This window comes from Stenotrophomonas sp. Ste96 (assembly GCF_024519495.1).
GTDB classification, from domain to species: Bacteria; Pseudomonadota; Gammaproteobacteria; order Xanthomonadales; family Xanthomonadaceae; genus Stenotrophomonas; species Stenotrophomonas bentonitica_A.
In genome coordinates, this window is the sequence record NZ_JALJRX010000001.1 from 1,458,520 (window position 1) to 1,471,452 (window position 12,933).

11 protein-coding genes are annotated in these 12,933 nt (G+C 67.6%); 1 reads left to right on the forward strand and 10 read right to left on the reverse strand.

Annotation, left to right across the window (positions count from 1 at the left end):
• Positions 1-83 precede the first annotated feature (83 nt).
• The 7 genes from gnd to OC373_RS06600 all read right to left on the reverse strand — a co-directional run bounded on the left by gnd (position 84) and on the right by OC373_RS06600 (position 7,472).
• Positions 84-986 carry a phosphogluconate dehydrogenase (NAD(+)-dependent, decarboxylating) gene (gene gnd, locus OC373_RS06570; protein WP_070425949.1) on the reverse strand — a complete coding sequence of 301 codons (903 nt, stop codon included), beginning with the start codon at positions 984-986 and terminating at the stop codon, positions 84-86.
• A gap of 3 nt (positions 987-989) precedes the next feature.
• Positions 990-2,273, reverse strand: coding sequence for a hypothetical protein (locus OC373_RS06575; protein ID WP_070425950.1), 1,284 nt, complete (start codon positions 2,271-2,273; stop codon positions 990-992).
• Positions 2,274-2,295: 22 nt separating this feature from the next.
• On the reverse strand, positions 2,296-2,922 hold the full coding sequence (locus tag OC373_RS06580; protein ID WP_261997307.1) for a DUF2242 domain-containing protein: 627 nt from the start codon (positions 2,920-2,922) through the stop codon (positions 2,296-2,298).
• Between the two features lie 128 nt (positions 2,923-3,050).
• Positions 3,051-5,228 carry a carboxy terminal-processing peptidase gene (locus OC373_RS06585; protein ID WP_046274257.1) on the reverse strand — a complete coding sequence of 726 codons (2,178 nt, stop codon included), beginning with the start codon at positions 5,226-5,228 and terminating at the stop codon, positions 3,051-3,053.
• A gap of 238 nt (positions 5,229-5,466) precedes the next feature.
• Positions 5,467-6,480, reverse strand: a complete 1,014-nt coding sequence (gene lipA, locus OC373_RS06590) for a lipoyl synthase (RefSeq protein ID WP_261997308.1) — start codon at positions 6,478-6,480, stop codon at positions 5,467-5,469.
• Positions 6,481-6,498: 18 nt separating this feature from the next.
• Positions 6,499-7,206 carry a lipoyl(octanoyl) transferase LipB gene (gene lipB / locus OC373_RS06595; RefSeq protein WP_046274256.1) on the reverse strand — a complete coding sequence of 236 codons (708 nt, stop codon included), beginning with the start codon at positions 7,204-7,206 and terminating at the stop codon, positions 6,499-6,501.
• Entirely contained in the window at positions 7,194-7,472 is a 279-nt protein-coding gene (locus OC373_RS06600; protein ID WP_019186034.1) for a DUF493 family protein, read from the reverse strand. The genes lipB and OC373_RS06600 overlap by 13 nt, the downstream gene beginning before the upstream one ends.
• A gap of 193 nt (positions 7,473-7,665) precedes the next feature.
• Between OC373_RS06600 and OC373_RS06605 the strand changes: the two genes are divergently transcribed.
• Positions 7,666-8,730, forward strand: coding sequence for a lipid A deacylase LpxR family protein (locus OC373_RS06605; protein ID WP_019186035.1), 1,065 nt, complete (start codon positions 7,666-7,668; stop codon positions 8,728-8,730).
• Between the two features lie 109 nt (positions 8,731-8,839).
• Here OC373_RS06605 and OC373_RS06610 read toward each other — a convergent pair whose 3' ends face one another.
• The 3 genes from OC373_RS06610 to mltB form a co-directional block, all read right to left on the reverse strand.
• Complete coding sequence (locus OC373_RS06610) at positions 8,840-10,054, reverse strand: D-alanyl-D-alanine carboxypeptidase family protein (RefSeq protein ID WP_046274253.1); 1,215 nt, start codon at positions 10,052-10,054, stop codon at positions 8,840-8,842.
• A 106-nt stretch (positions 10,055-10,160) separates the two neighbouring features.
• On the reverse strand, positions 10,161-11,483 hold the full coding sequence (locus OC373_RS06615; RefSeq protein WP_070425953.1) for a septal ring lytic transglycosylase RlpA family protein: 1,323 nt from the start codon (positions 11,481-11,483) through the stop codon (positions 10,161-10,163).
• Complete coding sequence (mltB, locus tag OC373_RS06620) at positions 11,480-12,625, reverse strand: lytic murein transglycosylase B (RefSeq protein ID WP_261997309.1); 1,146 nt, start codon at positions 12,623-12,625, stop codon at positions 11,480-11,482. Before mltB ends, OC373_RS06615 begins: the two co-directional genes overlap by 4 nt.
• Between the last annotated feature and the right edge of the window lie 308 nt (positions 12,626-12,933).

Here is a 12,933-nt window from a genome sequence, read left to right on the forward strand (position 1 = left end):
GGCTCACTCACTCTGGCCGGGGGATCTACACGCTGCCGCCCACGGGCCGGACGATCACCTTCGCCGGCCCGCATCGATCCGGCTTACGTGGTCTTGATCGCGTGACCACCGAACTCATTGCGCATCGCCGCCAGCAGGCGGTCGCTGAAGGAGTTCTTCTCGCGCGAGCGCAGGCGTTCGAGCAGGGACAGCGTGATCACCGGCGCCGGCACGTCCAGATCGATCGCCTCGGCCACGGTCCAGCGGCCCTCGCCGGAGTCTTCGACATACGGCGCGATGCCCTCCAGCTGCGGGTTGCGGCCCAGTGCATCGGCACTGAGGTCGAGCAGCCACGAGCGCACCACGCTGCCGTGCTGCCAGGCCTTGGCCACCTGCGCCAGATCGAGATTGAAGTCGGTCTTGTGCTGCATCAGCGCGAAGCCTTCAGCATAGGCCTGCATCATCCCGTACTCGATGCCGTTGTGGACCATCTTGCAGAAGTGCCCTGCCCCGCTCGGGCCGACGTGCGCCCAGCCACGGTCCTCGGCCGGTGCCAGCGTGCGGAAGATCGCCCCGATCCGCTCGACCGCGGCCTTGTCGCCGCCGATCATCAGGCTGTAGCCCTCCTGCAGGCCCCACACCCCGCCACTGGTGCCGCAGTCGATGTAGGTCACGTCCTCGCCCTGCAGCTGCTCGCTGCGGCGCATGGAATCCTTGTAATACGAGTTGCCGCCGTCGATCACCACGTCGCCTTCGGACAGATGCGGCGAGAGCGACGCCAGGGTCTGGTCAACCACGCCGGCCGGCACCATCAGCCACACCACGCGCGGCACCGGCAGCGCCGCAAGCGTCTCGGCGATCGAGGCACTGACCTCGAAACCGCGCTCGGCGGCCGCGGTACGCGCGGCCTCACCGGGATCGACACCGATCACGTGGTGCCCGCCGCGATGCAGGCGCTCGGCCATGTTGGCGCCCATGCGGCCCAGCCCAATCATTGCAATATCCATGACTCACCTTTGCTCAGCTTGCGAATGCGGTTGTGTAACAGGAGGTACCGGCGCTGCCGCGCATTGCCGCAGCTGCGCCTGGATCCAGCGCCGGTACAACGTGGTGTGCAGATTGTGCAGCCCCAGCTCGATCGCGAACGGCGTGCGCGGATTGCGATCGAGCAGGCGCGCGATGTGATATCCGATAGGACGTATACCGCGAGGATGCACGTAAATCAGGAACCCCTGGTAGAACGGATCGTCCAGCAACGCATCCAGTTCCTTCAGCAGCGGTTGCTGTTCGGCCGGCACCTCGCGCCTCCAGATCGGATCGCGCTCGATCAGCAGCCGCTCGAAGCGGCGCGGCCCCGGGCCCGGCATGCGCTGGGCCAGTGACCAGATGCGCCGGTTGACCTGGTCGTAATGGGCGAAGCCGTCGTGCTCGCGCAGCGCACGCGCCGCGGCATCGCTGACATCGACCACCACGAAGTTCTCGGCCTGGTTGTTGATGTCATCCAGGTACTTGCGCTCGAACACGTGCTCGATGAAACCGGGCGCACCCACGAACGCCTGCCGACCGCGTTGCGCGGTCTTGCTGGCTTTGCCGTCGGCCAGGAACTCCCCGGCATGCCGGCCCAGCAGGATGCTGTCGGTCTCGTGCAGGGTCAGGAACGTGCCGATGGAGAGTTCATCGGCGGAGAATTCGCGGTCGAAGGCGGCATCGCCGTACAGTTCGCGCTGGGTCGCCAGCTGCGCCACCTGGCGGCCGACCCCGCACTCGGCGCGTACGCGGCCATCGTAGAACGTCTGCAGCGCCGCACTGTTGGCTTCGGCCGGCTGATAGCCGCGGCCGAAGCTGCGGAAGCGCTCCCAACCCTTGGCCTGCGCGCCGCCGGCGCCGAAGCCGATCCAGCCCAGCTGCAAGGCCGAGAAGCGGAAGCCGTCGTTGTCCTGCAGGGCGGTGGTGGCCCGGCGCGTGGCCGCGCCCAGCTTGAATGCATAGGCACAGACCGTGCCCGGGTCATCGAACAGGGTCGGCAGCCAGGCCTGGCGCTGCTGCGCCGACCACTGCCGCGGCAGCTGTACGCGCAGGTCGCCTGCGGCCCGCGCCTGGCGCAGGTCGGGGCGCTCGCACACCGGTCCGGCATGGACCACCGGCGCAGCGACGTCCGCCTCACTGAACTGCCAGCCCAGCGCTTCCAGCACACTCTGCGCGCACGACGCCGCGCTCCACGCACTGGCCGCCGGGATCAGCCCCAGCAGCACCGCGAGCGCACAGCGGCGCCAGCGCCGCGATCCTGCTGCCATGACGCGCCGCACCCCCGCCCGCTCAGCGCAGAGAGGCCGGGGTATCGCTCACCACCGTGGCTGGCGTCGGCTCCACCGCCGCAGCGGGGGCGGTCGCCGGCGCGGCAGCCGGGCTGGGCTCGGGCACGGCTGCTGCCGGCAGGTACTGCTGCAGGCGCTCGAAGAAGCGGCGATAGAAGGTGGCGTCCTGCACGGTGCTGCTGGCCACTTTCACCAGCGAGTCGTCATTGCTGCCGAACGGCAGCGAGACCGAGCCCAGCGCGCCGACGCCGACGCTGGCCGAGGTCGGGCTTTTCTTCAACGCGTAGCGGTCCTGCACCGCGCTGACGAACACCAGCGCCTGGTCACCGCGCGGCGCGCACGAAATACGCAGCACCAGCTGCTCGTGCTCTTCATCCCTGGGCTGGAAGTTCTTGTTGCCTTCCACGGCATCATCGCCGGCGCGGGCGATCGCATAGCCCTGGCTGAGCAGGGTGCGGCGGGCGGCCTCGCAGGCGTGGGCCGGCGGGCCGGGCACGGTGCGCGAATAGGTATCGCCGGAGTCGAACGACTCACGGATCAGGGTGCTGTCGGCGGCGCGGCCGCCACAGGCGGTCAACGCGGCGAACACCGCCAGCAGCGGGATCGAACGTACACGACGAAAGCGCATGGCCGCTCCTGCGGAAATCCAGCCTCCAAGGATAGACCCGTGCGCGTTGGCAGGAGGTGGATACGCACAGGCCGCCCCGAAGGGCGGCCTGTGGAGTTGTCACCTGTTCAGCTGGTGGCGGCCGGCGTTCAGTCCGCCCAGCGGCCCACGGCAGTCGACTGCGGCAGGACCTGGGCCGACAGCGGGCGGTCGGCCTCAAGCAGGTTCACCGCATCGGCCAGGATCGCCGCCGACTCGCGCAGGAGCGGATCCGGGCGCTTTTCGGCGGCCTTCTCGCGGGCGGCATCCTTGACGATGTCGCGTTCGTTGCCGGTCAGGCCGTCGTCATTGCTGTCGTCGGCCAGCGGGTCCAGATCCAGGCCCAGCTGCTTGCGGATCGCCTGGCGATCGGTGCGCTGCTTGTCCTGCTTCTCGCGCTCGGCGCGGCGCTCGGCCTCGTTGAGCGAGATGTACTTCTTGGCCTTCTCCGCACGGAACTGCTCGACATCCTCGTTCCACCACTGGAACTCCTTGTCGGCGGCGATACGCGTGTCATGGCGGCTTTCCAGCTTGGGCAGCAGCGGGCCGAAGTTGCCGTACTGGGTGTGCGGCACCGCGGCGATGCGGGTCCACGGCAGCGCGTTGTCGTAGGTGCTTTCGCCGTACTCGCTGGCGTCCACGCTGGCCGGGAAGGCCAGATCGGGCACCACGCCCTTGTGCTGGGTGCTGCTGCCGCTGACGCGGAAGAACTGGGCGATGGTCAGCTTGACCTGGCCGAAGCGCTGGGTCTCGCCGCTCGGCCACCGGTCCAGATCGACGATGTTCTGCACGGTGCCCTTGCCGAAGGTGGTCTCACCGATCACCAGGCCACGGCCGTAATCCTGGATGGCGCCGGCGAAGATCTCCGAGGCCGAGGCCGAGCCGCGGTTGATCAGCACGGCCAGCGGGCCATCCCACGCGACCACTTCGCTGCGGTCGCTGTTGACGGTGACGCGGCCACCGGATTCACGGACCTGGACCACCGGGCCCTGTTCGATGAACAGACCGGTCAGTTCGATCGCTTCATCCAGCGAACCACCGCCGTTGTTGCGCAGGTCCAGCACCACGCCGTCGAGCTTGTCGGCCTTGAAGCCGGCCAGCAGCTTGGCCACGTCGCGGGTGGCCGAGGCGTAATCGGCAGCGTTGCGGCGGCGCCCTTCGAAGTCCTGGTAGAAGGTGGGCAGCTTGATCACGCCCACCTTGCGCTCGGGCTCTCCATCCTTGGCCGGAATGGTCAGGGTCTCGCCCTTGGCGGCCTGTTCGGCCAGGCGCACCTTCTGGCGGGTCAGCACCAGGGTGTGGTGCTTGCCGTCCACGCCTTCTTCGGCCGGGATGAACTCCAGGCGGACCTGGGTATCGCTCTTGCCGCGGATCTTGGCCACCACGTCATCGATGCGCCAGCCGATCACGTCTTCCAGCGGACCGGACTTGCCCTGGCCGACGCCGACGATGCGGTCGCCCGGCTTGAGCGTGCCATTGACCGCGGCCGGACCGCCGGCGATGACCTCGCGGATCACCACCATGTCGTCCTGGCGCTGCAGCTGCGCGCCGATGCCTTCCAGCGACAGCGACATCGCCTGGTTGAAGTTCTCGGCGGTGCGCGGGGTGAAGTAATCCGTGTGCGGGTCCACGGCGCTGGTGTAGGCGTTGAGGAAGAACTGGAACACGTCCTCGCCCTTCAACTCATTGACCGACTTTTCCAGCGTCGCGTAACGCTTGTCCAGCGTTTTGCGGATCTCGGCCGGCTGCTTGCCGGCCAGCTTCAGGCGCAGCCAGTCATTCTTGACCGACTTGCGCCACAGATCGTCCAGTTCAGCGCTGCTCGCGGCCCACGGCACGTCCTTGCGGTCGTACTCGAACTTTTCGTCGGTGCTGAAATCGAAGTCCTGCTTGAGCAGCTTGCGCGCATACCCGACGCGCTCGCCCACGCGCTGCTTGTAGACCGCGAACACCTGGAACGCCGGCTCCAGCTCGCCGCCGCGGATGGCGGTGGCGATGTTGGCCTCGAACGGGGCGAAGCGGGTGATGTCGGCCTGGGTGAAGAACTGCTTGCTGCTATCGAGCGATTCCAGATAGCGCTTGAAGACGTCCTTGGAGGTCGCGGCATCCAGCGCGCGCGGCCGGTAGGCGTAGCGGCTGTCCGACAGCAGCCCGTAGACCAGCTTGGAGGTGGTCACCTGGTCGGGTGTTGCCGCCGAAGGCAGCGCGGGCGAATCGGCGTAGGCGGCCAGTGCCATCGGCGCGGTGAGCGCCAGGGCCATCAGGAATGCGGGGGCTTTGAATTTCATGGACTAGCTCGTGGCACCTTGCCAAGGGAGAGACTGCGTGCATTACAGACACCACGACAGTGCCGAAAGTTGCCGCGTTTGTCACCGGGGCCTTCAGCCTACCGAGGCCGTTGGAGAAATTTGTGAATACCGGCGGGATCGGCAGGCAGGCACAGGCCTGCGGCCATCCGCGGTTCAGGGCCGCGGCCGGGGAAAGACGGAGTGGATTGGCAGAACGGGCCCCGAAGGGCCCGCTGGATCAACCGGCGACGCCGGCGTCGGCCGCCTGGCGGTCGGCATGGTAGGACGAGCGCACCATCGGACCGGAGGCGACGTGGCTGAAGCCCAGCGCATTGCCGTACTCCTCCAGCGCCTTGTACTCCTCGGGGGTCCAGTAACGCAGCACCGGGTGGTGATGCGCGGTCGGCTGCAGGTACTGGCCGATCGTGATCATGTCCACATCATGCTCGCGCAGGTCGCGCAGCGTGGCCTGGACCTGCTCCAGAGTCTCGCCGAGGCCGAGCATGATGCCGGACTTGGTGGCGATCTCCGGGTGCTGGGCCTTGAACTTCTTGAGCAGGGTCAGCGACCACTGGTAGTCCGCGCCCGGGCGCACATTGCGGTACAGGTCCGGCACGGTTTCGATGTTGTGGTTGAACACGTCCGGCGGGTTGGTCGCCAGGATCTCCAGCGCGCGCTCCATGCGGCCCTTGCCACGGAAGTCCGGGGTCAGCACCTCGATCCTGGTGTTGGGCGACTTGGCGCGGATGGCACCGATGCAGTCGGCGAAGTGCTGGGCACCGCCGTCGCGCAGGTCATCGCGGTCCACGCTGGTCACCACGACATACTTCAGCCCCATGTCCGCCACCGTCTGGGACAGGCTGGCCGGCTCGTTGGCATCCGGCGGCTTGGGCCGGCCGTGGGCGACGTCGCAGAACGAGCAACGGCGGGTGCAGACCTCGCCGAGGATCATGAAGGTCGCGGTGCCGTGGCTGAAGCACTCGTGGATGTTGGGGCAGCTGGCTTCCTCGCAAACCGTGACCAGGCGGTTTTCGCGCAGCTTGGCCTTGAGGTTCTGCACGGCGTTGCCGGAGGGAATCCGCACGCGGATCCACGACGGCTTGCGCAGCACCGGCACGTCGGCGAACTGCACCGGGGAGCGGCCGATCTTGTCACCGCCGATCTGTTTGACGCCCGTCTGCAACGGGGCGGCGGACGGCGTGTCGCCCTGCACGACCTGCAGGGGAATGATGCGAGCGGAGGTTTCAGTCATGGCCTTGGTCGGCGGCGTTCACGCCGCGTCAGTCAAATCGGGTAATTCAGCGGCCGGCTCGAGGGCCAGGCCGAACTGGCGGGCCAGATGGCCCAGCAGCACCGGCGTGACGGCCGCCATGCCGGACGGTCCCCCCAAGTCTACCACCGAGGTCACCTGCAGCCCTTGATAGCCACAGGGGTTGATCCGGCGGAACGGTTCCAGGTCCATGGCCACATTGAAGGACAGGCCATGGAAGGTGCAGCCACGGCGGACGCGGATGCCCAGGGCGGCGACCTTGGCCCCGCCCACGTAGACCCCGGGCGCGCCCTCCAGGCGCTCGGCGCCGATATTCCAGTCGCCGAGGGTGTCGATGATGGCCTGCTCGATGCGGCAGACGTAGTCGCGCACGCCGATCCCCAGCCGCCGCAGCTGCAGCAGCGGGTAGATCACCAGCTGGCCGGGGCCGTGGTAGGTCACCTGGCCGCCACGGTCGACATGCAGAACGGGAATATCGCCGGGGGCGAGCACGTGCTCGTCCTTGCCGGCCTGGCCCAGGGTGAACACCGGGTCGTGCTCGACCACCCACAGCTCGTCGGGGGTGTCCTCGGTGCGGGCATCGGTGAAGCGCTGCATCGCGTGCCAGACCGGGGCATAGGGCTGGCGGCCGAGGTCGCGCACAATGGCCGGTTGCGGCGCCCGGTCACCCGGGGCCGCAGCGGTGGCGCAGCTGGTTACAGCGTCCACTTCACTTCCGGGTGGTCGCGCAGGGCGTTGTGGGCGGCGTCGTACTGGTCGCGGTTATCCGCCTTGAACACCAGCCGCACCGACACATACTTGCCGTTGGACGAGTGTTTCCAGCTGATGCGCTCGCTCAGCACATCCACGCCGGCCAGCTCGAGCAGGCGCGGCAGTTCGCGTTCCAGGTCCTTGCCGGCCGCGCCCATGGCGCTGAGTTCGAACTGGCCGGGAAACTGGAAGCCGTGGTCGGGGTTGTCAGACTTGATCTCCATGACCGGGATTATGGGGATGCCTGCGCCCGAACCCAAGCGCTGCTTGATCGTGCGCACAGCGGCGCCGAACGGCCCGTGAAAACGCCTGTATCGCCACTGATACGCAGCAGTGCGTGCGCAGTGCTGTTCACGACATCACGCTCTGATTACGCTGTACCGGCTTAAGAAAGAATAAATCCCCGTCTGGTATCCCATGTCTCTGAAGCCCTTTGCGCTGCCGGCCGCACTCGCCGGTGTCCTGGCCCTGGCCGCGCCTGCCGCCCACGCCGCCACTCAATGCGGGCCCGATGCGATGCGCGAGCACCCGCCGCAGGTCAATTTCCGCGTCGACAACGACCTCTTCGGTGGCAAGGACCAGGACCAGGGCTATACCAACGGCGCCCAGATCACCTTCGTCTCGCCGAACCTGGTCGATTACACCGATGACCCGTGCCTGCCGCGCCTGGCGCGCTGGGTCAACAGCCACCTGGAGCGGCTGCATCCGGGCGAGTACGAACAGCAGAACATGATCTTCAGCCTGGCCCAGGGCATCTTCACCCCGACCGATTTCACCCGGAAGGACCTGATCGAGGACGACCGGCCGTATGCGGGCGTGCTGATCGGCAGCTTCGGTTACAACGCGCGTCGCGGCGACCGGTTGCAGACCACGCAGCTGGCGTTGGGCGTGGTGGGGCCGTGGGCCCAGGGCGAGGAAGTCCAGAACGCGGTGCACGAGCTGCTGGGCGATGAGAAGTTCCAGGGTTGGGACAACCAGCTGCACAACGAGCCGGTGATCATGCTCACGCACGAGCGGATGCGCCGGTGGCCGGCCGACGCCAGTGAGAACCTGGGCGGCTGGGGCTGGGATGCGATCAGCCACTACGGTGGCGCGGTGGGCAATCTGGCAACGCACCTCAATGCCGGTGGCGAGGTGCGATTTGGTTGGAAGTTGCCGGACGATTTCGGCAGCACGCCGCTGCGCCCGGCCGGTGAGAACACTGCGCCGACGCGCGGCGGCAAGCCGAGCGGCTGGTCGTGGCATCTGTTCGCCACCACGGATGCGGCGTGGGTGATCCGCGATATCACGCTGGACGGCAATACCTTCCGCAACAGCCACAGCGTGGACAAGCGCCACGTGGTGGGGACGGCCGGTTACGGGCTGGCGGTGATGCGCGGTCGCTGGAAGTTCGCGCTGGCCCGTTACCACAGCACGCGCGAGTTCGATGGGCAGCGTGAGGCGCCGGTGTTCGGCAGCTTCACGATCAGCCGGTCGCTGTAAGCGAGCGACTGATCCTGAAGCGGGTAGCTGCCGACCGTTGGTCGGCTCATCGCCCACCCCAAAAAAAGACCGGCGTTCGCCGGTCTTTTTTCAGTGCGGTCGAACCGGATTACTCCGATTCCCACCACATCCAGAAGCTGTCCCACAGGCGCTTGAAGAAGCCGGCTTCTTCGACGGCGGCCACGGCCACCAGCGGGGCCTGGGCGACGACCTGGTTGTCCAGCATCACCTTCAGGGTGCCGACCTGCTGGCCGGCGGTGAATGGCGCTTCGAGGGTCTTGGGCACATCGATGCTCGGCTTGAGATCGTTGTAGCGGCCGCGCGGGACGCTGACCAGCATCGGCTGGGCCACGCCCAGCTGCAGCTTGTCGGTCTTGCCCTTCCACACCTTGTGCTCGGCCACGACCTTGCCCGGCTCGTACATGCGGTGGGTTTCGAAGAAGCGGAAGCCCCAGTTGAGCAGCGCCAGGCTGTCATCGGCGCGCTGCTTTTCCGAGCCGCCACCGAGTACCACGGCGACCAGGCGCTGGTCACCTCGCTGGGCCGAGCTCATCAGGCAGTAGCCGGCTTCGGAGGTATGGCCGGTCTTGATGCCGTCCACGCTCTGGTCGCGCCACAGCAGCAGGTTGCGGTTGGGCTGGGTGATGTTGCCGACGGTGAATTCCTTCACCTTGTTGTAGGCGTAGGTTTCCGGATAGTCACGCACCATCGCGCGGCCCAGCAGGGCCAGGTCGTACGCGGTGGTGTGGTGGCCCGGGGCGCTCAGGCCATGGGCGTTGACGAAGTGGGAATCCTTCATGCCGATCTTGGCGGCGTAGCTGTTCATCAGCGAGGCGAAGGCCTCTTCGCTGCCGGCCACGTGTTCGGCCAGGGCGATCGCGGCATCGTTGCCGGACTGGATCGCCATGCCCTTTTCCATGTCTTCCAGGCGTGCGGTCTGGTTGACCGGGAAGCCGCTGTAGCTGCCGTCGGTGCCGGCGCCGCCCTCGCGCCACGCGCGCTCGCTCATCATCACCTGGTCATCGGTGCGGACCTTGCCGTTCTTGACCTCGGCGGCCACGACATACGACGTCATCACCTTGGTGATGCTGGCCGGGGCCAGTTGTTCGTGCACGTTTTCACCGGCCAGGACCTGCCCGGTGGCGTAGTCCATCAGGATCCAGGCCTTGGAGACGCTGGGCTTGGGGGCCGGCGGGGTCGCCACGGTGGCCGGAGCGGCGGCGGGAGCAGGCGCCGGAGCCGGGGTCGGCGCAGGGGTCTGGGCGGAAACCATGCCCACGAACAGGGTCGTGGCCATGGCAGCGGCGGCAAAGCGGAATTTCATCGGACAGCAAGCTCCTGGAGGGCGCCAAGGGGTGGATGAGGGATAACGGGCATTGTAGGCCCAAGGAGCGGCGGCACGCGCTGGCGTGCCGCGGGCAGTGGAAGGCTCAGTCCTTCACGATCTGCGGCGCCCCGAAGCCCAGACCGGCAATCCGGCCGGCAAGTTCCGAGGCGCTGGCATGGTCGGGGGCCGGCACGCGCAGGCGCCACAGGGTGCGCCCGCCACTGACGATGTCGCTGATGCTGGCCCCGGCGATGCCCGCCGAGGACAGCTGGCCGAGCGCGCGGGTGGCGTTGTCACGGCTGGCGAAGCTGGCGACCTGCAGCAGCACGCTGCCGAGCACCTGCTGGGAAAGCGTTGCACCGGGGGCCGGTGCCGGGCGTGCCGCGGGTGCGGCGGCGGGCAATGCGGCCACCGCCACCGGCGCACTGTTGACGCTGGCAGCCTGGGTGGTGGCGGGCTTGCCGGTGGCAACGCGCACACCGTTGTCGCGCATCCAGTGATCGAAGTTGTCGGCGTTGCCCGGCTTGGCCGAATCGGCCACGCGGTAGCGGTACTTCTCGCCGGCCGGTTTGGCGGCAGCGGTCGCCGTGGCGGCCGGCAGCTTGCCGACCAGCGCATCCATCTCGCTGGCACTGCGCACGGCAGCGGCGGGCGCGGAGGCGGAGGCGGCGGCAGCCGCAGCGGCGGCGACCTCGCGGCGCTCGCGGCGGCTGGGCTTGTCGACCATCAGGTTGTCATCCCCCGGTGCCAGCGCACGCACCTCCACGTTGCCGGTGCCGCGCTGGGTGATGCCCAGGCGCACGGCGGCGGCATAACTGAGATCGACCACGCGCCCATCGTGGAACGGGCCGCGATCGTTGACGCGCACGATCACCGATTCGCCGTTGTCCAGGTTGGTCACCCGGGCAAAGCTCGGCAGCGGCAGTGTCTTGTGCGCGGCGGTGAAGGCGTACATGTCGTACACCTCGCGGTTGGAAGTCAGGCGGCCGTGGAACTTGGCGCCATAGTAGGAAGCAGTGCCCTTCTCGGCGTAGCCGCGGGTCTTGTCCATCACCTGGTACTGCTTGCCCAGCACGACGTACGGCGATTTGTTGCCGATCGGCGAGCGCGGCAGATCGACCACTTCCGGCTCGGGGATGCAGGCCACGTTCGGGATGTAGGTGGGGGTGCTGTCATTCACGCCCGGCTTGTACAGACCGCCGGCGCGGTAATCGCCGCGCGTGCTGGGATCTTCAGCAGCCGCCTTGTAGGGAGAGCCTTCCGGACAATGCGCCGGACGCCCGCCCTTGCCCTGCACCACCGCGGCGGACGGCTTGCTGCTGCCGGCGCTGCTGGCACCGGGTTTCTTCGGCGCACTGCTGCAGGCGGCCAGTGCCAGTATCAACAGACCCGGGATCAGCCATCTGGAGCGTGCGATCGTGTTCATGCCGGCGGCAACTCCTGTCCAGCAATGGCCTGGGACAGCTGGTACACGGCCATCGCATACATTTTCGAGAGGTTGTAGCGGGTAATGGCGTAGTAGTTCTGGAAGCCCAGCCAGTACTGCTTGCCGGTGCTGCCTTCCAGCGTGATCGGGGTGGCGGTCAGGCCCGCGGCGACCGGCACGCTGGGCTGGTACCCGCGCTGGGCCAGCTGCGACAGCGTCCAGGTCGGCGCCCATTCGGTCGGATTGAATTCCTCGCGACCGGCCTGCAGCGTGGCCGGCACGGCCACCGGGCCACCACGGACCCAACCGCCCTTCTTGACGAAGTAATTGGCGATCGACGAGAACACGTCGTCGTAGCTGTTGAACAGATCGCGGCGGCCATCGCCGTTGCCGTCCACCGCATAGTCCAGATAGCTGGAGGGCATGAACTGGCCCATGCCCATCGCGCCGGCGTAGCTGCCCTTGATCGCGGTGATGTCCAGCTTTTCATCGCGGGTCAGCGCGAACAGGCGCGACAGCTCGTCGCGGAAGAACAGCTCGCGGCGCACTTCACGTTCAAGCTTGGCCGGGTCGCCGCTGCGCGGGTACTTGAAGGCCAGTGTGTACAGCGCATCGAGCACGCGGTAGTTGCCGGTATTACCGCCGTAACTGGTTTCCACGCCGATGATCGCCACGATCACCTCGGCCGGGACGCCGGTGCGCTGCTGCACGCGCATCAACTCGTCGCGGTGCTGGGCGAGGAATTTCTTTCCGCCCTCGATCCGCGCCTGGCTGATGAACATCGGCCGGTACTCGTTCCACGGTTTGACCCGCTCGGCCGGGCGCGACATCGCGGCGATGATCGGATCACGGATCTGCGCCTGGGCCAGTGTCGCCTCGATCTGCGCGGCCGGAATGCCGTAACGGGCGGCGGTATCGCGCACGAAGTTGGCGCGGGCCACCTCGAAGGGCACCGGGGTCAGATCCACCGGGGCGGCGTTGGCTCCGGCTGCCTCCGGGGCAGCTTCGGCCGGACCCTTGCTGCCGGGGGCCGGCGTGACGGGAACACCCGAGGCCTGCGGCGTCGGTGAAGGAGTCTGCGGCTGGGTCGCACAAGCGACCAAACCGAGCGTGAGCATGCAGGCCAGGGAGCGTCGAATCATCGCGGCAGGTTAGCAGGTCATGGATGAATTAAAACCCCTAAGACCATGAATCTCAACGGATTGCCCGAGTTTCTCCACTGCCGTTAAGGCCATGTGTAGACAGGCGCATGACCGGCGCCCATTCATGTATTGCTGCAGGGGGGCGCCACGATCGCGGCGGTACCGGTGTGCGGCACGGCCCGCCGCCGGGCGGCCGGGGCAGCCCAGCAAGGGCGGCCACGCAACGCACGTCTCACTTTTGGAAGTTGGTAGGGACGGCACAAGAGGTTCGCCGGTTGCGTCCCCATCCCCGCAGACGCAACCGGCCA

What these genes read in the sequence shown, in the direction of transcription:
- gnd (WP_070425949.1), bottom strand. Translation starts at nt 986, where the DNA reads ATGGATATTGCAATGATTGGGCTGGGCCGCATGGGCGCCAACATGGCC.
- OC373_RS06575 (WP_070425950.1), bottom strand. Translation starts at nt 2,273, where the DNA reads ATGGCAGCAGGATCGCGGCGCTGGCGCCGCTGTGCGCTCGCGGTGCTG.
- OC373_RS06580 (WP_261997307.1), bottom strand. Translation starts at nt 2,922, where the DNA reads ATGCGCTTTCGTCGTGTACGTTCGATCCCGCTGCTGGCGGTGTTCGCC.
- OC373_RS06585 (WP_046274257.1), bottom strand. Translation starts at nt 5,228, where the DNA reads ATGAAATTCAAAGCCCCCGCATTCCTGATGGCCCTGGCGCTCACCGCG.
- lipA (WP_261997308.1), bottom strand. Translation starts at nt 6,480, where the DNA reads ATGACTGAAACCTCCGCTCGCATCATTCCCCTGCAGGTCGTGCAGGGC.
- OC373_RS06600 (WP_019186034.1), bottom strand. Translation starts at nt 7,472, where the DNA reads ATGGAGATCAAGTCTGACAACCCCGACCACGGCTTCCAGTTTCCCGGC.
- OC373_RS06605 (WP_019186035.1), top strand. Translation starts at nt 7,666, where the DNA reads ATGTCTCTGAAGCCCTTTGCGCTGCCGGCCGCACTCGCCGGTGTCCTG.
- OC373_RS06610 (WP_046274253.1), bottom strand. Translation starts at nt 10,054, where the DNA reads ATGAAATTCCGCTTTGCCGCCGCTGCCATGGCCACGACCCTGTTCGTG.
- OC373_RS06615 (WP_070425953.1), bottom strand. Translation starts at nt 11,483, where the DNA reads ATGAACACGATCGCACGCTCCAGATGGCTGATCCCGGGTCTGTTGATA.
- mltB (WP_261997309.1), bottom strand. Translation starts at nt 12,625, where the DNA reads ATGATTCGACGCTCCCTGGCCTGCATGCTCACGCTCGGTTTGGTCGCT.